The 20,316-nt window shown below is 39.8% G+C and carries 16 protein-coding genes, 6 tRNA genes and 2 pseudogenes; 7 read left to right on the forward strand and 17 right to left on the reverse strand.

The genetic code is table 11. The features are described 5' to 3' along the window. Positions 1-17 precede the first annotated feature (17 nt). From nifU to truD, 5 genes are all read left to right on the forward strand, one after another. Positions 18-407 (forward strand): Fe-S cluster assembly scaffold protein NifU, encoded by a 390-nt coding sequence (nifU, locus tag MSBR3_RS00375; protein WP_155396600.1) that lies wholly within the window; start codon positions 18-20, stop codon positions 405-407. A 222-nt stretch (positions 408-629) separates the two neighbouring features. After that, the gene (mptN, locus tag MSBR3_RS00380; RefSeq protein ID WP_048105660.1) at positions 630-1,646 is read left to right on the forward strand and encodes a tetrahydromethanopterin:alpha-L-glutamate ligase; all 1,017 of its coding nucleotides are present in this window, start codon (positions 630-632) and stop codon (positions 1,644-1,646) included. A gap of 215 nt (positions 1,647-1,861) precedes the next feature. Next, entirely contained in the window at positions 1,862-2,209 is a 348-nt protein-coding gene (gene pth2, locus MSBR3_RS00385; RefSeq protein ID WP_048105662.1) for a peptidyl-tRNA hydrolase Pth2, read from the forward strand. A 126-nt stretch (positions 2,210-2,335) separates the two neighbouring features. Next, positions 2,336-3,580, forward strand: a complete 1,245-nt coding sequence (locus tag MSBR3_RS00390; protein WP_048105663.1) for a transglutaminase-like domain-containing protein — start codon at positions 2,336-2,338, stop codon at positions 3,578-3,580. Positions 3,581-3,618: 38 nt separating this feature from the next. Continuing rightward, positions 3,619-4,935 carry a tRNA pseudouridine(13) synthase TruD gene (truD, locus tag MSBR3_RS00395; RefSeq protein ID WP_048105665.1) on the forward strand — a complete coding sequence of 439 codons (1,317 nt, stop codon included), beginning with the start codon at positions 3,619-3,621 and terminating at the stop codon, positions 4,933-4,935. A 273-nt stretch (positions 4,936-5,208) separates the two neighbouring features. Here the strand turns inward: truD and MSBR3_RS00400 are convergent, their stop codons facing one another. The 9 genes and pseudogenes from MSBR3_RS00400 to MSBR3_RS21815 form a co-directional block, all read right to left on the reverse strand. Beyond that, the gene (locus tag MSBR3_RS00400; RefSeq protein WP_048105667.1) at positions 5,209-6,612 is read right to left on the reverse strand and encodes an MATE family efflux transporter; all 1,404 of its coding nucleotides are present in this window, start codon (positions 6,610-6,612) and stop codon (positions 5,209-5,211) included. A gap of 223 nt (positions 6,613-6,835) precedes the next feature. Next, a complete protein-coding gene (locus tag MSBR3_RS20790) occupies positions 6,836-7,009 on the reverse strand; it encodes a hypothetical protein (RefSeq protein WP_230627638.1) in 174 nt (57 codons plus the stop codon). Positions 7,010-7,323: 314 nt separating this feature from the next. Then, entirely contained in the window at positions 7,324-9,237 is a 1,914-nt protein-coding gene (locus MSBR3_RS00405) for an outer membrane protein assembly factor BamB family protein (RefSeq protein WP_048105669.1), read from the reverse strand. Between the two features lie 49 nt (positions 9,238-9,286). Next, on the reverse strand, positions 9,287-10,579 hold the full coding sequence (locus MSBR3_RS00410; RefSeq protein WP_048105671.1) for a HEAT repeat domain-containing protein: 1,293 nt from the start codon (positions 10,577-10,579) through the stop codon (positions 9,287-9,289). 602 nt (positions 10,580-11,181) lie between these two features. After that, entirely contained in the window at positions 11,182-11,814 is a 633-nt protein-coding gene (locus tag MSBR3_RS00415; RefSeq protein ID WP_048105673.1) for a DUF4405 domain-containing protein, read from the reverse strand. A gap of 3 nt (positions 11,815-11,817) precedes the next feature. After that, positions 11,818-12,582, reverse strand: a complete 765-nt coding sequence (locus tag MSBR3_RS18700; protein WP_196296982.1) for an RDD family protein — start codon at positions 12,580-12,582, stop codon at positions 11,818-11,820. An 11-nt stretch (positions 12,583-12,593) separates the two neighbouring features. Then, a complete protein-coding gene (locus MSBR3_RS00425; RefSeq protein WP_230627640.1) occupies positions 12,594-12,932 on the reverse strand; it encodes a PadR family transcriptional regulator in 339 nt (112 codons plus the stop codon). Positions 12,933-13,318: 386 nt separating this feature from the next. Then, positions 13,319-14,215 (reverse strand): annotated as a pseudogene (locus MSBR3_RS18705) (IS5/IS1182 family transposase); the annotation flags it as partial. Positions 14,216-14,628: 413 nt separating this feature from the next. Next, a pseudogene (locus MSBR3_RS21815) lies at positions 14,629-14,799 on the reverse strand (IS5/IS1182 family transposase); the annotation flags it as partial. 1,319 nt (positions 14,800-16,118) lie between these two features. Here MSBR3_RS21815 and MSBR3_RS00435 point away from each other — a divergent pair. After that, complete coding sequence (locus MSBR3_RS00435) at positions 16,119-16,517, forward strand: transcriptional regulator protein (RefSeq protein WP_048105677.1); 399 nt, start codon at positions 16,119-16,121, stop codon at positions 16,515-16,517. Positions 16,518-17,245: 728 nt separating this feature from the next. On the opposite strand, the gene MSBR3_RS00440 is transcribed toward MSBR3_RS00435, so the two are convergent. From MSBR3_RS00440 to MSBR3_RS00470, 8 genes are all read right to left on the reverse strand, one after another. Beyond that, positions 17,246-17,458, reverse strand: a complete 213-nt coding sequence (locus tag MSBR3_RS00440) for a MoaD/ThiS family protein (protein ID WP_048105679.1) — start codon at positions 17,456-17,458, stop codon at positions 17,246-17,248. Beyond that, a complete protein-coding gene (locus MSBR3_RS21275; protein WP_268989100.1) occupies positions 17,455-17,583 on the reverse strand; it encodes a hypothetical protein in 129 nt (42 codons plus the stop codon). The genes MSBR3_RS00440 and MSBR3_RS21275 overlap by 4 nt, the downstream gene beginning before the upstream one ends. Before the next feature lie 582 nt (positions 17,584-18,165). Further along, positions 18,166-18,237: transfer RNA gene (locus tag MSBR3_RS00445), tRNA-Gly, on the reverse strand. A 7-nt stretch (positions 18,238-18,244) separates the two neighbouring features. Next, positions 18,245-18,319 (reverse strand) — tRNA-Phe (locus tag MSBR3_RS00450). Positions 18,320-18,413: 94 nt separating this feature from the next. Beyond that, positions 18,414-18,487: transfer RNA gene (locus MSBR3_RS00455), tRNA-Val, on the reverse strand. A gap of 61 nt (positions 18,488-18,548) precedes the next feature. Continuing rightward, positions 18,549-18,620: transfer RNA gene (locus tag MSBR3_RS00460), tRNA-Gly, on the reverse strand. Positions 18,621-18,627: 7 nt separating this feature from the next. Continuing rightward, positions 18,628-18,702, reverse strand: a tRNA-Phe gene (locus tag MSBR3_RS00465). A gap of 94 nt (positions 18,703-18,796) precedes the next feature. Continuing rightward, positions 18,797-18,870, reverse strand: a tRNA-Val gene (locus MSBR3_RS00470). Positions 18,871-19,442: 572 nt separating this feature from the next. Here MSBR3_RS00470 and MSBR3_RS00475 point away from each other — a divergent pair. Beyond that, on the forward strand, positions 19,443-20,210 hold the full coding sequence (locus MSBR3_RS00475) for an MBL fold metallo-hydrolase (RefSeq protein WP_080942151.1): 768 nt from the start codon (positions 19,443-19,445) through the stop codon (positions 20,208-20,210). Positions 20,211-20,316 lie beyond the last annotated feature (106 nt).

Below are 20,316 nucleotides of genomic sequence, written 5' to 3' on the forward strand. Positions count from 1 at the left end.
AAAACAGGGGGAGTTTTGTGTACAATAAAAAAGTAATGGATCATTTCATGAACCCGAGAAACGTAGGCGAAATTGAGGACGCTGACGGAATAGGAGAAGCAGGAAATCCACATGGAGACCACATGAAAATTTTCCTGAAAATTCAGGACGATCGAGTTGAAGATGCGAAATTTAAGACCTTCGGGTGTGCGGCAGCAATTGCGTCCAGCAGCATGGCAACCGAACTGATAAAAGGTAAAACTCTAAAGGAAGCCTGGGAACTTACAAACGAGGCTGTCGCTGAGGCTCTCGAAGGCCTACCTCCAGGAAAGCTAGAGTGTTCGGTTCTTTCAAGGGAAGCAATCCACAGCGCAATAAACGAATATCGAAAAAGACAGGGGCTTGAGACCCTTCCTGAGCAGACCTGATAGAAGGAAAATAGAAAACAAGTTTAGATAACATAATTTAGAGATAACATATTTTTAAAATATTATATTTTAAATGTAAGATATTTTATATGTAAATCATTTTATATATACTTTAAATGTAAATTATATTTTATAATATATTTATAAAATATTTTATAAATATATTATATATCATTCATACTGTGTCGTAAACTTGATCTTTTATTCTCTCAATGAGGGTCTATGAAAAAAATAGGGATTGTCATCACTGATCCGGAAGACTGGACAGCCAGGGCGCTTACCGACGCAGCGAGAAAAAAAGGTTTTTCTCCTTTTGTTCTGGATTTCAAGGCTGCAGAGGTCAGCATAAACTCGGCAGCGTGGAAACCGAGAGCTGAAGAATCAAACGTGGTCTTCAAAGTGGGAGATCTAAAACTCTCTGATTTTGACGCGATAATTGTAAGGGATGCTGGTGCAGGAGCTTTCGAAGGTGTGTCTTTCAGGTTTGATATCCTGCGTGAACTGGAAGACGAAGGGGTCCCTGTTGTCAATTCCCCTGAAGCTATCCGGAATGCCGCAAATAAATACCATTCTTCTTATCTTCTGGCAAAAGCAGGACTGCCAGTACCCAAAACCGTAGCTGTACAGGACATGGAAGCAGCCCTGAAGGTAATATCAAGATTTGGAGATGCTGTCATTAAGCCTGTTTTTGGATATAAAGGAAAGGATATTGCAAGAGTAAGGAATGGCGAAGTCCAATTTTCGGATAGAAAAATGGAATCCTCATACCTGGAATCAGTTCTCAAGCAGTTACTTCAAGAAAGAGGTATGCTGTATATCCAGGAATTCATAGAGAATCCGAGAAGAGATATCAGAGCTTTTATTGTTGACGGTAAGGCTATTGGAGCAATTTACCGTAAAGCGGCATCTGGCTCCTGGGTCAACAATCTGAGCCAGGGAGGAAGCGCAGATCGGTGTGTGCTCACGGAAAAACAAAAAGAAATTGCTGAGAAGGCTGCTCTGGCAGTGAGCACGACTTTTGCTGGTGTTGATATCATAGAGGGGCTAACTGATGATAATCTTGGTGAAGGGCTGACCGAGGATAGTCTTAATAAAAAACTTGAGGTTCATTCCACCCGAACTGAGGGAAACCCTAAAGTTCTTGAAGTCAATGGAACACCGTCCGGAAAAGGTATTTTTGATGCATGGGGAATAAATCCTGCAGAATATATTCTAGAATACATTGAAAAAACTTTATGAAATAGTTATAAATGATGCCGTTCATAATATCAGCAATATATCGATTTGAATTTCGTAGATTTTTAGAAATTTTTTGATTTAACACTCCGGGTCCAGGTCGATCAGACTATAGATGATCAAAAATAAACATGAAGACCGGGATATAAACCGTTCCGGATTCCCCCATCGAAAACATTTAAGAAACAGACGGACCTTCAATAAACCCGAGGCAAAAGATGAGTGAATATAAACAGTGTATAGTAACCCGGGAGGACCTGAAGCTTTCCAAAGGCAAGTTTGCAGTACAGGTAGCTCATGCTGCCATTTCTGCTTCCGAATGGGCAAGCAAAAGTGACCTTGAAAAATGGAAGGAAGGCGGACAGAAAAAAATTGTCCTTAAAGTGCCTGCCCTTAAGGACCTGTATGAACTTAAGGAAAAAGCAAGAAGGGAAGGACTGCCTACAGCTCTGATACAGGATGCAGGACTTACGGAAATTCCGCCGGGAACGGTTACAGTCCTTGGAATAGGGCCGGCAAAAGAAGAGCTTATAGATAAAGTTACGCGGGACCTTAAACTTGTTTAAGTATCAAGAACCTGAAAGCCAGATTTGGGAAAACGGTACTAAAATCAAACTGAGCCGAAGCTATCAATGTGATAGCTCTTCCAATCCGGATAGAAGGCCTGCCTGTGTTCGATTCAGGAGGAGATCATGAGGGGTTCAGGGGTTTCAAGAGAAAAAAAGGCAGTCTCAACAATTGCTATTTTATTTGTGTTCCTTGTGTTCGTTGCACTCACGGGGGTGTTGTCTTCTGATTCGATTGAGAATTTAAGAGAAGAGGTAACAGATTATATAGTCTCAGGACTGGATTCCGGAAGCCAGGAGAGTGCTTTTACACCTCAACCGGCTTTATTTACTTTTCCGGCAATCCCAACATACTCTCCTAAAAAAAGCGAACTCACTCCCATTCTGAGGACTCCATTGCAACCTGGTTTCTCCCTGAGCAGCAACTACCAGACCTCGGATTTTTTCCAGGGAGGAACTGGCTATGTTAGAATCAGCATTAAAAACCAAGGCCGAAACCCAATTTTTATAGAAAGGTACGGGGTTTCGGTTAATGCTTCCGAAAGCCGGATTTATTCCGAGGAACGTGGATTTTTAATCGATCCAGGTCAAGAGCAGAACCTCGGAGTGATTGCAGTTGAGATACCTGAGGAAGAAAAAGCCGATTTCAGTATTGTCCTTTGGTTGCTTGCCTCGACTTCGGAAGGAAAATGGCATGACTATGGGCCCTATCCTCTGAAAAACTTTACTGTAAATCTTAAGCCAATGTCAGAAAAATCGAGTCCAACATACCGATACAACCCTTCACCTTACTTTGAAACCATAAACCACCTTGTGGAACCAGCCGAGCCTGATATAAGGGGCAAGGCAGCCCAGGTGGCTCGCACATATCCGGGAGCATATAATATCTATCAGGTCTGTGCCCTTTTTGACATGGTAAAAGAGAAGGTAGAATACGTAAGTGACCCAAGAGGTAACGACATATGGGAACCAGCCAACGTTACCCTGAAAATAGGAGCCGGAGATTGTGAGGACCAGGCAATTCTCCTTTCATCCATGCTTGAGGCCGTAGGGGGTACAACCCGGGTCTACCTGACCAATACTCATGCTTTTGCAGCAGTATATATAGGCAATGGGACCGATGCGACAAATGCTGCAGTTGAGGGTGTAAGGGCTTATTACGGAAACGTTGATGTGAATTACCTGACCGATGAATACGGTTCCTGGTTGATGCTTGACCCGACCTCGAGCCTTTATGCAGGCGGGCTACCAGGGAAAACGGCCCAGGCGGAAGTTAAGGTCACCGGAGGAAACGAAACATATAGAAGCTGGACCTTTGTAAGCACGAACGAAGTAAAAGCTATTGATATTAATCCCAGATGGCCTTTATAATTTTCACTAAATATGTAATAGAGGAGTGTTTTTAACCCATGGAAGTGCCGAAAATTGAAAAACAAATCGGAATAGATCTTTACTCCACAGATACTGATGGCCTTGGAGGGCAGCTTCGGCAGGAAGTTGAGGATTTTATTGTTAAAGAAATTACGAACAGAGAGGAAGAACAGGAAGGAAAATATCTAATTCTTGAACTAGTAAAGCGCGATTGGGACACACATCACCTGACCCGAACTCTTGCAAAAATCCTCCAGATAAGTCAGAAGAGAATTAGCGTTGCAGGTACAAAGGACAAACGTGCACTTACCACTCAGAAAATTAGCGTTTTTGATATCGACGCCCAGGAAATTGAGAAAATCCACTTAAAAGACATAGAGCTGAAAGTCCTTGGCCGTTCACGGAAATCCGTTGAACTCGGAGACCTGTGGGGAAACAATTTCAGAATAACTATTCGGAATATAACCCACTCGAGTGAGGAGACACACAAATTACTCGAAAAAACCACAAACGAAATCCTTGCTCAGGGCGGAGTCCCGAACTTCTTCGGAATCCAGCGTTTCGGCTCTGTACGCCCTGTTACGCACCTGGTAGGAAAAGCAATTGTTGAGGGAGATTTTGAGAAAGCTGCTCTGTTTTACATTGCCGAACCCTTCCCTGATGAACCTGAGGAAACAAAGGAAGCCCGCCAGTTCGTTAAAGAGACACGCGATTTTAAAGAAGGCCTGAAAACCTACCCTCTTCATCTTGGGCACGAAAGAGCGATGATGAACCATCTAATAGCCAATCCAGATGATTTTGCAGGAGCTTTTCTCGTTCTCCCGAAAAATCTCTACAGGATGTTCGTGCACGGTTACCAGTCCTATATTTATAACACAGTCCTGTGCAGACGAATTGAAAAAGGTCTTCCTTTAAATGAAGCTGTAGAAGGCGATATTGTTTGTTTTAAGAATGAGTTTGGACTACCGGATTCTTCAAAAACCGAACAGGTCACATCGGAAACCGTAATTGCCATGAACCGCCTTATTAAGAGAAACCGGGCTTTCATAACCGCTCCTCTTCCGGGCTATACTACGGAATTTGCGTCAGGTATTCCGGGAGAGATCGAACAGGCAGTTCTCAAGGAACTCAAAGTCCCTCTACAGGGTTTCAATATAGAAAAAGTTCCTGAAATGAGTTCGAAAGGCACCCGTAGAGAAGTTCTTCTGCAGGTTGAACCGAAGTTTGAGGTCGGAGAGGATGAACTGAATCCTGGAAAGTCAAAAGCTGTGCTTGAATTCATGTTACCGAAGGGAAGCTACGCAACAACCGTGCTGCGAGAGTATATGAAGGTAGATCCTTTGCAAATGAGTTAAGAGCCAGTAACTCAAACAAGCTGGATTGGAGAAATCAGTCCTCAGGAAAAAGGGCTGCTAAATAATGCAGCTCTCTACTTTTTCTAACTCGAGCATTCGCTTGTATTCCAAGAGTTGTGTCACTAATCTGTGCTTGTAATGTTTACAAGAGAACTGGCGAGTTATGATTGACCTTGGAAAAAGTGGTGAGATTTTTGCTTCTTAACATCATGGTCTTAAGTTCCATATACAGAGGTTCTAACGGCAATGTTCTCAGGGGGCATGAATCTCCGGTTAATCTTCATTGGAAGTTAATATAGTCTCAGAAACAGAGAAGTGGCGCTCCTCACTTACAGTTAATCCATTCTTGAGAAAACCGAACTCTTTCCAGAGCAAGCCTATTACGACCAGGAACATCAGGAATTCCGCAGCCGGGGTTGCAAGCCAGACTCCGTTAAGGTCAAGTAAGGAAGGTAAAATCCATAGTAGGGGAAGGACAAAAAGAAAAACTGTTCCCAGCTGGATGAAAAGAGAGTATCTGATTTTGTTTATCGACTGGAAATATACTGAACCCAGCATAACTATTCCATGAGTAAGGAGGGCAAACACGAAAATCTTCATGCCGTTAAGAGTAATTTCCATGAGTTCTGGGCTGTCGCGGTTAAAGATAAGGATAAACTGTTCCGGATACATGGAAAGAAGCACGAAACCAATCAACCCGGTTACGAGGCAAGAAATAACAGCTATCTTTAAGGTCCCTGCAACTCGGGAATAACAACGGGCTCCATAATTAAAACCGATGATTGGCTGGGTGCCAACTGCTATTCCTTCAAAAATCAAAGAGAAAATCGAGAAAACGTAACCTATAATTCCATAGCCTGAAACTGCGAGTTCCGAACCGTAACTGAGCAGCATGTACTCGTTTGCAATGAGCAGGACGAAAGTTGAAAACTGCATTGCAAAAGAAGGAAAGCCTGCTTTCATAATTCTGATAATTATTCTCGATTCCAGGGAGAGGGAACCGGGTTTTAGCCTCAGTCCTGCCCATCTGCTGAAAAAGTACAGAGCGAGCAGAATTCCGGAAAGAGAAAAAGCAATAACAGTGGCTATGGCAGCTCCCTTAACCCCCATTCCCATTCGCATGACAAAGAGATAGTCAAGAATCATATTTACGAAAACACTCGCAACCACACATATCATAGCAAGTCTGGGTTTTCCGTCATTTCGTACTAGAGGTTCGAGACCAATGGACATAGTTAGAAGTACCGACCCTGAAAATAGGACTCTGAGATAACTATTTGCCATGTCAAAAACCGGGCCAGAGGCTCCCAGAAAGCGGAGATAAGAATCCGAAAAAGTCAGTCCGATAACGGTGAGTCCTATTCCCGCAAGCAAGAGAAGAGGGAAAGCGTTGTGTATTAGTCTGATGGCTTTCTGTCGATCAGTTCTGCCAAGGGCCAGGGCTACAAGGCTTGAAGTTCCTATCCCTATCATCTGTCCTACAGCAATTATGGCTAAAAGTGCAGGAAATGCAAGAGTTATTCCTGCAAGCCCCTGGCTTCCCACAGTATTCCCGACAAAGAAACCGTCAATGACTCCCTGGATTCCGGCAACTATCAACCCTATAGTTGCCGGGAGAACAAATTTCAGGAAAAGCTTTCCGATGCTTGCAGACCTCATTTCCCGTTCATCTGTCATACTTTTTCCTCGTTAAGCCAGGTAGTGAGTTTCTCAAAGATTCTCTCCAGAAATCTAAGTTTTCGTTCATCCAAAATTTTCGGATCATTTCAAAAAACCTTATATCTATCAATGTTCGATATCAAATGCTTTTTTCCATTTATCGGTGAGTTCGAGCAGGCAGATCCCTCCGTCCTTCGGAAAAGTTTTTGTTTTCAGCAGGCCTTTTTCGCAGTTTTAAAAATCAAGTTGTTAGCGTAGCTTTGCTGATTTCCATGGCCTTCGCCATTGGAGATAGTGGGATTGCCCAGGAAATTAGTTTTCCTGAGGTAGAGGAAGACATGTAGCCGATATTTCTGTATTCCTCTGAGAATTCATACTTTCTCAGATTTTTTGAAACAATATTCCATCTTTTCAAGAAACCTAGAAATTTCCGTTTTTACTCTCCATAAATGAAAAAAGGAGTACATAATTAGTCTAACTACTATTAAAGATTTTCCTTCGGCTAATAAATATAATATAATTTAACTCTACCTCTGCATTCCAGGACAAACTCTTCGAAAATTTGATCTGGATATCATAACTATGGAAAGCCAGATTTTTCCTATCCTTATGCTTATGACAGGTTTTCAGTTTCAATTTCCATGGTTTTAGAGAAACACTCTAGCATTGTTCATATCAGTAGCAACTTCATTTTTGTTTTCCGGTTCTATATTTTTTCCATTTTTCTTTTTACTTCTTTCTCTTCCGAACTCCGTAAACAAGAAACGCAATGCCGGTCATAAGGATTACAAACATAGTCATAAAGCCTAGAGCAGCCATGAAACCGAATACAAACCCTGCGGTATAAGGTTCTAAGGCTTTTAGAGATAGAAAAATAACCCCTGTTAGAGCTATTAGCCAGGAACCAAAGACAAGGGCCCTGTTTTTTACCTTGGCCAGAAGTATTATCAGTAGAACTAACATTAAAGCAATGGAAATTTGGGGGAAATAATATAATGCAGAACTCTCCAGGCCCTTTGTAAAGAACATACCTTCTTCCCCATGCTCAAATGCATACAGCGTCCCCTCTGTTGAAATCAGGTATAATTTGTTTTTGTGAAGTACGGGCTTCGACACATCATATCCTTTTATTTTGCTACTGCCCCATATGGTTTCTCCGGTACTGGAATTAAAAATATATATGTTGTTCAGGTCAGTTGAATATACGAATTTATTACTGATAACAGATGAAGCAAAACTCATTTTTGAACCGGGATACTCATTCAAGATTTCGCCAGTTTCTGCCTGTAAGATACCGGGATTTGGAAAATCAACAAATAATTTACCATTTATTGCTGCAACAACATTTGACCATTTACCGTTATGTGTTTTCCAGACTTCCTCTCCGGATTCAACAGATAATGCGATAATATCTCTCTCGCTCAGAGTAGTATAAACCAGGTCTCTGTAAAGGAAAGATTCGAAATATAAAACCTCACCCGGATATATATATTCCCAGATTACCTCTCCAGTATGTGCATTGAGTGCAATTAAACCTTCTTTTACTATGGGCTTTTCCAGTTCCGGCTCGAACTCTTGATCTTCAGGTATTTCGATGGGTTCAGTATAGATGGAATGAGAAGCATGGTATCTGAATATCACCAAATTTCCATTCACTACAGGTCCTGATAAGCTGTAATAATTACTTCCTTCAGCTCCAAAGTCGGTTCTGTTGAGTTCATATTTCCACTTCAAAGTCCCGTTTTCCACATCAATAGCAGCAACATATCTGTCATAAGGTGTGCTGACAAATAATGTATTTCCAAAAATAACAGGGTTTTCCCACGCGAAACTCTGATATTCTTTCTTCCACAACAGTTTTCCGGTTTTTGCGTCCAGTGCATCAATATTTGAAGAGTGTACGGCAAACAAAACCCCGTCCTTATACCCCAGACTAACACTCTGTCCATCATTCCATTCTTTACTCCAAAGTAAGTCACCTGTTTCCGCACTCAATGCTATAATAATAGTCTTTCCAAAGTCTTCTCTAGCAAGGTAGAGGACACCATCCGCAGCAAGTGTTATCTCTGGAGGTGTCTCATACCCAAGTTCCCAGGGTAGTTTATAGGTCCAGGCAACTTTCAAAGGCGGTTTCAGGGTTACAGGTTCAGCTTCACTTAGATGAAGTGAAACGTTATAAAACTCGAAGTCGTCGTAGTTACTGCCATTAGCATCACTTCCGGCACTGATTTTCAGGGTATTGTTTCCTGGATTGAAAAGAGAAGGATGAACCGGAACTGTAATATTCACTGCAACAGAATCCGGAGTTTCTGCCGGAATATAATCATTAAGGGACCCTATTTCTATCCCATTGAGATTTACTTTATCTGAAAACTCATCCGTCGACCCGGGAACAACGCTTCTGCCTGTCAATTTGAACTCTGCACTTTCTATATCTACTGAAGGGTCCAGAATAAAATTTGCTGTGTAAATCAGCCCTTCAGGGTTCTTTGGATTCAATTCATCTTTAAAATTGTCACCAAGATGGTGGTGCTCGTTGTCAATAACAATTTCAGACGCTGAAGCCGTTGAAAAGGAAGTAAACGGAAAAATAAGTAGTAATGACGTGAGAAATAGCGCAAGAGTTAATGAAGTCTTTATCACAGGCCACCCACCTCAATCCACACAAGAAGATTTATAAATCACATTCAAGTCAACGCTTGTTTACTATAAAGGCTGAAATCAATAAATCTGACAAAACAAACATTGCTCTGGGTCCCGGGACACTAACTGGTGACTGCAAATCTCCTGCCTCTTCTTCAGTTTCGCTAGCTTCTTTAGTTCCGTTAACTTTTTCACTTTCCTCTAATTCTTCAATTTTTCCATTTTTTTTGGCTTCTTCTGTCTCTTCTACCGCATTCCGTTCAGTCATTATATCATTTTTAAAAGGTTCTGCGCAGAAGAATACAACAGGTATGTCATCAACTTCATTCACTTTCCCCAGACTGTCAAATACAGTGTAAATATCATTAAGGGTGGAATTATTAACTTCCGAGCCTTCCAGAATTCCTACTTCTATGCGATTTTCAATGCTCCATCCATAGCTGATAACTGGCCCCTCTGGATATGTATAGGGTTTCATGTAATTCCCTGAAAGTTTGTAGACTGTATCAAGTTTACTTAACCATTCTCGCCTCTGGTCCTCGATATAAAACTCACGTTCCTTTCCATAAGTGGCGATTAACGTATTTTTCTTTTGAGTTTCAATGCTTTCAAGCCCCATTTTTGCAAATACTCGAACAGTCTCGTCCTTATCATTCAGGGCGTCCGTAAGCGCTCCAATTGCACGGCCATCTCCTATTCTACCGAGAGCTTCGGCTGCGCGTACCCTGACTTCAGGATCGTCGTCATCAAGAAGCTGGATTAAAGGCTCTACAGCAGGCTCGCCCATCAGGCCCAGACGATAACCGAGATCTGCTTGAAGTTCTGGTTCTTCTTTCAAGACCCGAATCATAGGTTGAATTGCCCTTTCGTCTTTTATTCCAGCAAGGACTGCAATAACTTTCATCCGTAGAAAAACATCCTCGTTTTTATCCTGCAGGATAAAAACGAGGGGCTCGACAACAGGTTCTCCGATTTCAACAAGAGCACTGGTTGCAGCACTTTCAACTTCCCACTCTTCGTCCGTCAACAATTTGATGAGTGGATCTATAGCTCTTTCATCTTTGATCTTTCCAAGGGTAATAGCCGCGTTTTCACGAATTTCCGGGTCTTTGGAATTCAGTACTTTGATTAAAGGTTCTACTGCGGGCTCTCCGGCTTCAACCAGAGCTTTTACGGAGGTAGCTTTGACATTTACATCCTGTGCATTCAGATCTTCAATTAAAGTCTCGATATCAGGCTCATCTGAAGCGGCACTAGCTACATTAATATTAGAAAATACAGATAACTGGAAGATAATTAATGAAAAAAATACGAAATGAATTTTCAGCTTTTCAATCTCCATTTGATCACTCGATCCATTTTCATGTCAGAAATACCTAGTTCTGGTATTCATATAGCAAGTAGTTAGTATTCAGTAGGACACACAATAATAACAACCACGATTAACCACGACTATCTTCAATATATTTATTGGATAGTCAAGAATCAATAAAAGTATTTTAAAAGTCAACTTTAACTATTCTTTTACTCTTAAAACATATAAATTTTCCTTACTTTTTGAAAGATTTAGTTATTTTAGTATAAGAATAAATAAAATGAAAATGTAATTTTGTCCAGGGAGATCTGACGTGATTGAATCTGAATGTAGCTGGAATCTGTCGAGTAGATTATTGCACGATTATTTGACTGATGTTTTAAGGTAAGAATGACCCGCTATTCAGCAAATTTTTCGTGAAGGTACGTAGTGAAGCACTCCCTTTGTAATAAAAACGCAAATGGGCTAGCCATGTAAAAGAACTCAAAGGCTATCAGCATATAAAATAATACCACAGTCCAGAAGGTTCTCTTTGTAGTTGCACTTCCTTGAATTTGATCCGACATTTTGAAATCCTCCATATTTTACTACAATCGAGATTGGAATAATTAAGTATCAGTCTCCTGATTCTATTTTCTCCCATATGTCCTACCGGGATGCAAGGCACGAATGCTCATTCGAGCTATCCATCGATGGTACCTTACTATGTGTATAACAGCAAAGACCACAAAGATCCAGCCTATAAGATTATGGAGATGTGCCCATTCATAGCCTGGCAGACCCCAGAATAGTTCACCATTCAATGAACCTGTTACTGTGCCGTACTTGCTGTTACTGATAAGCATAAGGGCCGCTCCCGAAACTGTGCATATCAAAAAGTTCAGAAAAACCACGGCATAGCCTGCTCTGAGGGTTCGCCGCCAATGCATAGCAATATGTACGATAATGAGAGCTACAAGAATCAAGCCGGTCAGATTGTGGAGATGTGCCCACTCATATCCCTGCAATCCCCAGAACAGTTCATCATTTAGCAACCCTGCTCTCGTATAACCACTACTATGAAAAGCACCATGCTCGATCCGCATTAGAGCTGCACCTGAGACTGTACATATAAAGAAGGAAAGGAAGGCCATGAGATCAATCCAAAAATTGAGATAAGCCTTACCTGGCACGAATCTATTCTTAACAGGAGAGTTTTTTAACACTTTACTGCCCTTAATTGGGGTGAAAGCCGTCAAATTTGTGTTTTCTTCTCTCTCCATTCATCAATCCCTCGATTCTTCAAACCCTCTATTTTTCTTTCCGTACACGACGATGGTATCTGCCATCCTGTCGAGGCCCCGCTGCCTTTCTTTGTAGAAGAAGATCAGCATGATGAGCGTGTCTATCACGATCAGGTTGTTGATGTACTTCGATAGGTTCCTGAGTATGGCTTCCTTGTACCCGATCTTTGTACCGTCGGACCGAAGCACCCACAGGCCCATTATTTTTTTGCCGGCGGTGTAGCCGAAGTGTCCCTCGAGGAAAACATAGTAGCCGAGGATGACGACCAAGGCCGATAGTGCCGTTACCACTCCGACGATCAATATTCCGATGACATAAAGCGGGCTCTGAGATTCAAACCATACATCAGTAGCCGGGGAGTCTTCCATTGGCATGCCCGAGAGTGCCAGTATCATTAAGAGAGGCGATACGATCGCTACAAGCAGAGTACATAATACTGCGCAGTCGATGACGAATGCCACCAGCCGAGACCAGAACCCCGCCCTTCTCAGCATTGGTGCGTATGATTTCATGAAGCTATCCGCAGTCTCTCGGGGAGGACTAACGTTCACATTCGCTGCGCGGACGTCGTCCACCGATACCATATTCACTCCGCGTGCACGTGCTTCGTTTTCCGCCCGCTCGTAATATGTCGACCGTAGTTCTTTAACCATCTCCAGGCGTTCCTTATTGTCCAGGTTGATGTTCCTGACGAACTCGTCCAGGTTCTTCTCTATCTCTCGTTTTGCATCTTCAGAAAAATCCATGATAAGTCCCTTCATCCGTTATAATTCCATATCCGGTCCATTACCTCATTATGTTTCAACCATTCATTTTTCATCTCATCGAAGAAGGCTCGGCCCCTTGGGGTAATGCCATAATACTTACGGGGAGGCATGCCCGGTTCCGTCTCCTTCCAGTAGCTTGTAATCAGCCCCTCCCCTTCCATCATGTGGAGGGCCGGGTAAGCGTTGCTCTCCGTCAACACGAAAACACCGTCGGTGACTGAGATCAGCTCCTTTATGATCTCGTAACCGTACATGTCACGGCAGCGGAGCAGTGAAAGCAGCGCTACTTTTGTGCTACCCTTCCTCAATTCTTTTTGCCATTTTTCCATATCTGATTGCATCATTACCACATACTATGCGGTACATAATAGAGTTAAGTACCTAATAGTTATATGTACATCAAACTATTATATAGGTTTTTTCATTTGTAAGTGTGATCGATTAATAACAGGCCTTTTTAAAAAAGACATAGACCTATACTTATTTCAAAAAAACAGTTGAGGGAATATGAGAAAATCGAAAGGTGAACGACCATTTGAGGGCTCATTAATTTAGAACTAGTTAAACCGTATGTGTTCACTATAATGGGTAAAAACTTGTGATATAAAGGTCAAAACTTAAATCTCAATTTGTAAAAGCACCCAAAGACTTATACTTGAAAAGTTGAGGTACAGAGAGCGGAGTAAAGAGAAACTCTTATATGGTCCTTTTTTTCCTAGCTCTCAGCTAAGCGTTGTAATGCCTTTTTATCGCTAACGCAGAAAGCAATAACTGCCCCTGCTAAAAATACAGCTAAAGAGCAGTATTTTTTAACAGAACGCATTGTATATCGGTGTAAAGTCTCCATATTACACGCTTTTTTGGCTAATTTAAACGTGTCCTCTATTAGAGATCTAATTGGTCTAAGTTCTTTCCAATTTTTGATCAAAGATTTAAATTTAATAACTAATCTTTTGTAAAGCTTCTTCTCGTTTTCCGTATTTCTTTTTGAATCAAATATATTCAGAGGATAGCTCAACATGTCGAAAAGTTTGTTGAATTTGCAATTTACCCTAGGAAAAATAACAGGAACTATTTTGTATTTTGCTATTCCTATTACATAATTCTCGTATGAATAATAACCTCTATCTAAGAAAAGAGTGTCTCCTGCTCTTATTTTCTTTCTTCTTTTAAGCTCTTCTAGAGTCTGAGGATAAACAGTGTATTCACTGACATTTGCTTCATTAACAATGAAAGCAATCGGCTTTAAACTGGGATATTCAAGAGCAAGAGTTAACTTCATTCCAATAAAATAACCTCTATGCGTAGAATAGCCCCATTTAAATTCTCGGTTTTCCAACATCTTTTTGGTAATCTTCTTTTTAAACCAGTTAAAGTCAAGATCGATGTCTGTGCTATCGATAATAATTTGACTTAAACCTCTTTTCCGACGAGAGCAAACGTTATTAAGTAATACAACAACGAAATCGATAAATCGGTCTGGATCAAAGCTACTCATAATGCAATAAACTTCATCTTCAGAAGGTACTGACTTGATTTTCATAAATTTTCGTAGCTTTTTCTTATCTTGTAGTTCACTGACAACATAAGATATTTCGAGGCAAAAATACATCAGGATCCTTTCAAATCAATGTCAAAACTAAGGATATGGAACGCTTGTTTTGGGCAATAGATATGCATTTAGAACTCTCCCAATAAAAGTACACTTTAAAAACCAATATTTTAGATAAATAATCTGCAAAAATCTTTAAAATCTGTAAATGATCAAGATAAAAACTTTGTTTGTTCACAATTTATATTTATTTATGACTAAGGCACTTGATATCATTTTCATCCACACGAAATTCAATGCTGAAAGCAAAGAAGAAAAGACGTTTAATACACTAATTGAAGCATATAAGGTTTCTAAATTGCAAATAAATCATTTAACACATATACTTTAAATGGGGGAGGTTCAACACCAGGTTTAATTGGGTAATTGAGGCTTAATAACTCTTAAAGAACTGATTATCTTTTGAGGGGTCTAAAATACATACTTGTAAGGACGATTTTCAGATTAGGGATTGATTTTTCAAGAGGCAATATTTCGTACTGTGAAAGTATTTGTTTTGTGGATCGCAAATCAAAAACGTTTAATATTTCTGAAAGCAATCTCCATTTGAAATCTTCGTATATTGGTATAAGCGGAGGTTTCACAATAGACACCAGAGGAGGATTAGACGTCCTCCTCAATAAATTCTACGGTTTTAAACTAAATAAATTCAAAATTTAGACAAAAATTAGATGTATTTTTTGAAGGGTAGATATTTTAAAGATTTTTTTCAGAAATAAAGCATTAATGCTTGTCTTATTTTCATGCAATTTTTTTAGGTCCCTCTAGTGAATGTCGAGTTTGTAGTGAAAATAGTTTATATTCTTATGAGTAGAACTTAGAGAATGATACTTTTCAATCTTTACTTTAATTAATTTGAGTAATAATTCTGTAGATTGTAACTCTAACACTTATTTTAGTCAAGAAAAAACTATAATATTCAAGCTTCAGAACTTCATCTCTAATCAGAAGTCGAAAGGTTAACCATGGAAAACTCGAAATAAAGGAAATCGGGGTCGAGTCTTCTATGCTGTTTTCTTTATCTTCTGTGGTTATAAAATAAGTACAAGTACATACATCAGGAACTATGATACTGATTTTAATGCTCCGGAAAATTTGATTTTACGCTGTTGGTTGATGTTATTCCAAAAACACTCTGTAAGATGCTTCATGTCTTTTTGCAATTCGGTGATGTTATAATAATCGGATATTGAGCACAAAATGTGAGTACATCTGGCACTGAAAAATTAATCATTAAAGTATTCAACTGTGTAACAATGGATGGTCATTGAACTGGATATATAAGTATTCAGTTTTTTCTTATTCCATGTCATCCTGAAATCTGGGTCCAAATTATTAATCAGTAAAATTATAATATTTTCAATATGATACCTGAAATTTTTTATATAAAATATTATTATATAATATGTTTCAAATACCAAAAATCTTATGCAGTTTCTTGTGCCAAGGCCAGTTGAAAGTTTTTCAACTCCTTTTTAATATATACAACTTTAAATAGTATGAGTACATTATTAATTGTTAGAGATGAATAACCTTCTAATTATATACCTATACAGGTTTAATTAATCAGCCTGTAAGGCCCTTCCCATCAATCTCACAAAACGGACAAAACGGGGCTCTAGTAACTGGTTATAAACATAAAATATTTATTTTTAATGACCGGTTGTTGGACTTAAAACAGAAACAATCCGCTACATCACGTAAAAACGTTTTTTATTGTATTTATAATTTCAAAACGAAATAGGTTACCCTATAAATATATACACAGTGTATATATTTCGTGATTGTCGTCAGTTTTAAATGATAATTATAAAAGTCTTCACTGAAGACCTAAACATAATCATCTTTATATTATTTTAACTGACAAACTTATCAGTAAAATTTTAAGACAGAAGGGGTTATCATGAAAGACTATGAAGTTAAAGTGCTGGACGAAAACGACCACATTTTTATTGAAACGTTAAGAAACCTTGGGATGTCCAGAAATGTCGCTACAACTATGGCATATCTTATGAATGTTGACGAGGCTTCATCACGTGAAATAGAAATCAGTACAGGATTAAGACAACCAGAAGTAAGTCTTGCAATGAGGCTGATGCGCAACCAGTCCTGGGTTAGCGTTCGTTCGGAAAAGAAACCCGGTAAAGGACGCCCAATAAAGATCTACGCTCTTGCAGCTCCGGTTGACGAAATCATCAGTTATTACGAAGACAAAATTTACAAAGAATCTCAGGCCACCATATCAGCAATTAAGAAGCTGAAGGTTATGAGTAAAAAGGTACCTCTTACTCCCACAAAGTAAAGACCCTCAAAACGAACTTGCTCCATAATGGCTGATAATTCTTCTATGGAATTTGACCATTATGGAAACAAAAATCTTAATTCTTCGAGCTATTTTTCATTCTTGCTCTGTATTCTCTCTACTTTTCTAGATCAACCGTTGCGCCGTTTGATCAAAACCGTTGCGCCGGTTTATCACGCCGATAGGGTTAGGGGATAAGTTTCTCAAATCCAATGTTTCTCGTGTTTTCGATAAAACCTTTTCTCAAAAGGTTTTCGAGCAAGCTGTTTTTGAAAAAAGGTATAACCATGTCTGCTGAGTAATGAAAAAAGAAACTTGAGTAGATCAGTTTTTCTTAACGCATTGAGAATCTAACCTTTCTTGCCCTTAAATTCGCAGTTCTAGCTCAGTTCAGTATCTTCATTATAACTCAGCCCTCTTGAGCGAACGAAGTGAGCGAAACGGACCCGTCCTCCCGAGACGGTACTCGGGTGACGGTACTCGGGTGACGGAACTCGGGTGACGGAACTCGGGTGACGGAACTCGGGAAGTGAAACTTATTTATTCATAAGTTAATCCTCTTGAGCGAACGAAGTGAGCGAAACGGACCCGTCCTCCCGAGACGGGACTCGGGTGACGGAACTCGGGCAGCGATACGAACTAAGTGATAAAAACGCTACATAATAACTTTCAAAAAAAGTGGAAAAAAGAGTTGTAATAAATGAGAGGTTCTGCCTTTTGCTGGGAAGTCAGCCTCCTGTGACAACTCGGAGGATTGTAAGAGTATCAGAACTGACTGTCCCATCAAGGGGAACAGCATTCCCTTCATTTAATACAAGTACTGTTTCCTGATTTATTTCCAAAGTATCAAGCAGATCTTCATAGGTAGTGCTCTCGTCTACTTCTACAGTCTGCTCAGAAATCTCTCCAGCCTGGATTGTTATGTGTACTCTTCTACTCACTCTATTGATCCACCGCCGCTTACCTGAATTTCGCCTACGATTTCCTTTATAAACTTCTGCTCCAGTTCATATTCTTTCCTGATGCCTTTCCTTTCTGCATTTCTCTTCTGGAACTTTCCTGTCATTTTAGATCTCCTTACGATTTTTCAGGTTTGCAACATAGTTGGTATAGATCTCTTCAAGCAGACTTATATTTTTGTCTTCTAGAGATGTATATCCATATTATAATGATTTTGTGTTTTAATTAATTTTTTGGTTGACAATAAGTTGGTTAACATATCTAATATTCAAACTTCATGGATACCACATATTCTGAACTTAAACTTCAACTAAGGTTAACATTGAATCTGATATCATTCAAAAATTTGACAATATAAAATTTATATTTAAATTTTAAGGCAAAGATAAAAGATATTTATTCAGAAACTAAAATTTATTGGATTATTGGCTAATACAATAAATCTTTCAAACTCAAAGCAAAAAATATTAATACTGAATCTTTCCGAAAAATGTCGCAAGTAAAGACAGGTAAGGGAAAGAGACTGATGAAAAAAGAACAGATGAAGGAAAAATGATAGCTAAAAAAGAATATATGAAGGAAAGAGGCTGATGAAGGAAATATCAAACGAAAGAGAAAAGGAAACAACTTACCTTATTCTTAAACTCAATCTTATACGAAAGTAACTCAAAAAGTCGAAAAAATAATATACATCAGCCGGGATTCGAACCCGGGTTCGAGCGTTGGCAACGCCCGGTGATGACCGCTACACTACTGATGTTCTATTATGGTGCCCAGACCCGGATTCGAACCGGGGACAACTGCCTCTTCAGGGCAGCGCTCTCCCACTGAGCTACCTGGGCAGGCAGGTTAATTTAAAGTATACTTAGAGTGAATGATAACTTATTTTTTATTTTCGTTTTAACATTCCGGAAAACTCTCCGGAAATTTTTTAAGTGGGCCCGCTGAGATTCGAACTCAGGACCTCCGCCATGTCAAGGCGACGTCATAACCGTCTAGACCACGAGCCCATATTGTTTTTGTTTTTTGCATCTGGAAATACTTATCCGAAGCACTACATTAAAAAAGTTATACACCAGCCGGGATTCGAACCCGGGTTCGAGCGTTGGCAACGCCCGGTGATGACCGCTACACTACTGATGTTCTATTATGGTGCCCAGACCCGGATTCGAACCGGGGACAACTGCCTCTTCAGGGCAGCGCTCTCCCACTGAGCTACCTGGGCAGGCAGGTTAATTTAAAGTATACTTAGAGTGAATGATAACTTATTTTTTATTTTCGTTTTAACATTCCGGAAAACTCTCCGGAAATTTTTTAAGTGGGCCCGCTGAGATTCGAACTCAGGACCTCCGCCATGTCAAGGCGACGTCATAACCGTCTAGACCACGAGCCCAGTAGTTTGTTGCTTCCGCTTTTAGCACAAAAGTGCAACTCCATAGTACGCATCATCATTTATATAAGTTTTGGGTGGTATGGACCTTTTCTAATCGAATCAATCTTTAAAAACATTAAATTTTTATATAGTTTGCATCCGGTTTTCTTCTCAGGGTTCTAATGATAAATCTTTTTAGATACTTTGTTTTCCAACCAGTATTGCAAAATCCTTTACCTGTAACTCTTCAAACTTAATCTTCTGATTTTTTTATGGAATATAGTTCTTTAGTAAGTCGATAATTCTTCAGTAAATCGATATTTCTTTAGTAAATTGATATTTCTTTGGTAAGTCGGAATACTTTATCTCAATCTCTGGAGAGCATAAAATCTGTTATAGGAAATATCGAAATGTAGCTCAAAGTAAAAGCAGCTCAACAAGTAAAAAGTGGCTCAAGGTAAAAGCAGCTTAATAAGTAAAAAGAGGCTCAAAGTAAAAGCTGCTCAATAAGCAAAAAAGGCTCAACGTAAGGCAGCACAATGTAAAGCACGTAACGATAACGAAACTCTTCCCAGTTTTGAGGAGAAACATGAATGATATCCAGTGAAGACAACCGGCTAAGCCGTAAGAGCTTGAAAAGTAAGAGACCAGAGTGCGAGAAGTCTTACACTATTATTAGTATCCCAATGGGGCATTCTAACTCTTATCTAATAGTTTCATCTGGGAGGGGTGTTCTTGTGGATGCAGGATGTCCGGGAAAAATCAAAAACATTCAAATCGCCCTCGAGCAAAACAACCTTGTGTTTCAGAATATAGTTCTGATCATTCTCACTCATACTCATTATGATCATACGGGCTGCCTTGCGGAAACAAAAAAACGAAGTAGAGCAAAGGTTCTGGTTCATGCGTCCGAAAAAAGATGTCTTGAAAAGGGCATAACCTCCTTTCCAAGAGGTACTACGTGGTTCTCAGATCTGATTTCGAAAGTTGGGAACTCCTTGATGGTTTCTAAATTAAAACATCAGCCTATCGATCCTGATATCGTGGTAGAAAACGAATATGACCTTGGAAAATATATCCCTGGTGCAAAAGTCATTTCCACACCTGGCCATACTTCGGGTTCAATAAGCCTTGTGATCGGAAATGAGGCTGCGTTCGTTGGAGACACACTTTTTAATATCATGCCCTGGAATGTCTTTCCTCCTTTTGCAAATGACATCTGCGAACTTCTGGAAAGCTGGCAGAGGTTGATTGATGCAAGTTGCAGGATATATTTTCCAGGTCACGGCAGACCCATACCTCTCCGGAAACTAAAACTCTCATATGAAAAAAGAATAAAAAGAAATAATGAAGAACTTTGAGTTAATCTCACTTTTTAAAACAGCCAGTTCCAAGCTTATTCTTTCCTCAAGAGTAATTGATTCTCAGGAATCCCTACTCCTAAAATAGGATGAACTCAATATCCCG

The sequence above is a fragment of the Methanosarcina barkeri 3 genome (assembly GCF_000970305.1).
GTDB classification, from domain to species: domain Archaea; phylum Halobacteriota; class Methanosarcinia; order Methanosarcinales; family Methanosarcinaceae; genus Methanosarcina; species Methanosarcina barkeri_A.

Bases quoted from the DNA above. Each gene is read 5' to 3' on its own strand.
- MSBR3_RS00390 (WP_048105663.1), top strand. From the start codon at position 2,336: ATGAGGGGTTCAGGGGTTTCAAGAGAAAAAAAGGCAGTCTCAACAATT.
- MSBR3_RS00415 (WP_048105673.1), bottom strand. From the start codon at position 11,814: ATGGAGAGAGAAGAAAACACAAATTTGACGGCTTTCACCCCAATTAAG.
- MSBR3_RS21275 (WP_268989100.1), bottom strand. From the start codon at position 17,583: ATGACAGGAAAGTTCCAGAAGAGAAATGCAGAAAGGAAAGGCATCAGG.
- MSBR3_RS18700 (WP_196296982.1), bottom strand. From the start codon at position 12,582: ATGGATTTTTCTGAAGATGCAAAACGAGAGATAGAGAAGAACCTGGAC.
- MSBR3_RS00435 (WP_048105677.1), top strand. From the start codon at position 16,119: ATGAAAGACTATGAAGTTAAAGTGCTGGACGAAAACGACCACATTTTT.
- truD (WP_048105665.1), top strand. From the start codon at position 3,619: ATGGAAGTGCCGAAAATTGAAAAACAAATCGGAATAGATCTTTACTCC.
- MSBR3_RS00425 (WP_230627640.1), bottom strand. From the start codon at position 12,932: ATGGAAAAATGGCAAAAAGAATTGAGGAAGGGTAGCACAAAAGTAGCG.
- MSBR3_RS00475 (WP_080942151.1), top strand. From the start codon at position 19,443: ATGATATCCAGTGAAGACAACCGGCTAAGCCGTAAGAGCTTGAAAAGT.
- MSBR3_RS00400 (WP_048105667.1), bottom strand. From the start codon at position 6,612: ATGACAGATGAACGGGAAATGAGGTCTGCAAGCATCGGAAAGCTTTTC.
- pth2 (WP_048105662.1), top strand. From the start codon at position 1,862: ATGAGTGAATATAAACAGTGTATAGTAACCCGGGAGGACCTGAAGCTT.
- MSBR3_RS00410 (WP_048105671.1), bottom strand. From the start codon at position 10,579: ATGGAGATTGAAAAGCTGAAAATTCATTTCGTATTTTTTTCATTAATT.
- mptN (WP_048105660.1), top strand. From the start codon at position 630: ATGAAAAAAATAGGGATTGTCATCACTGATCCGGAAGACTGGACAGCC.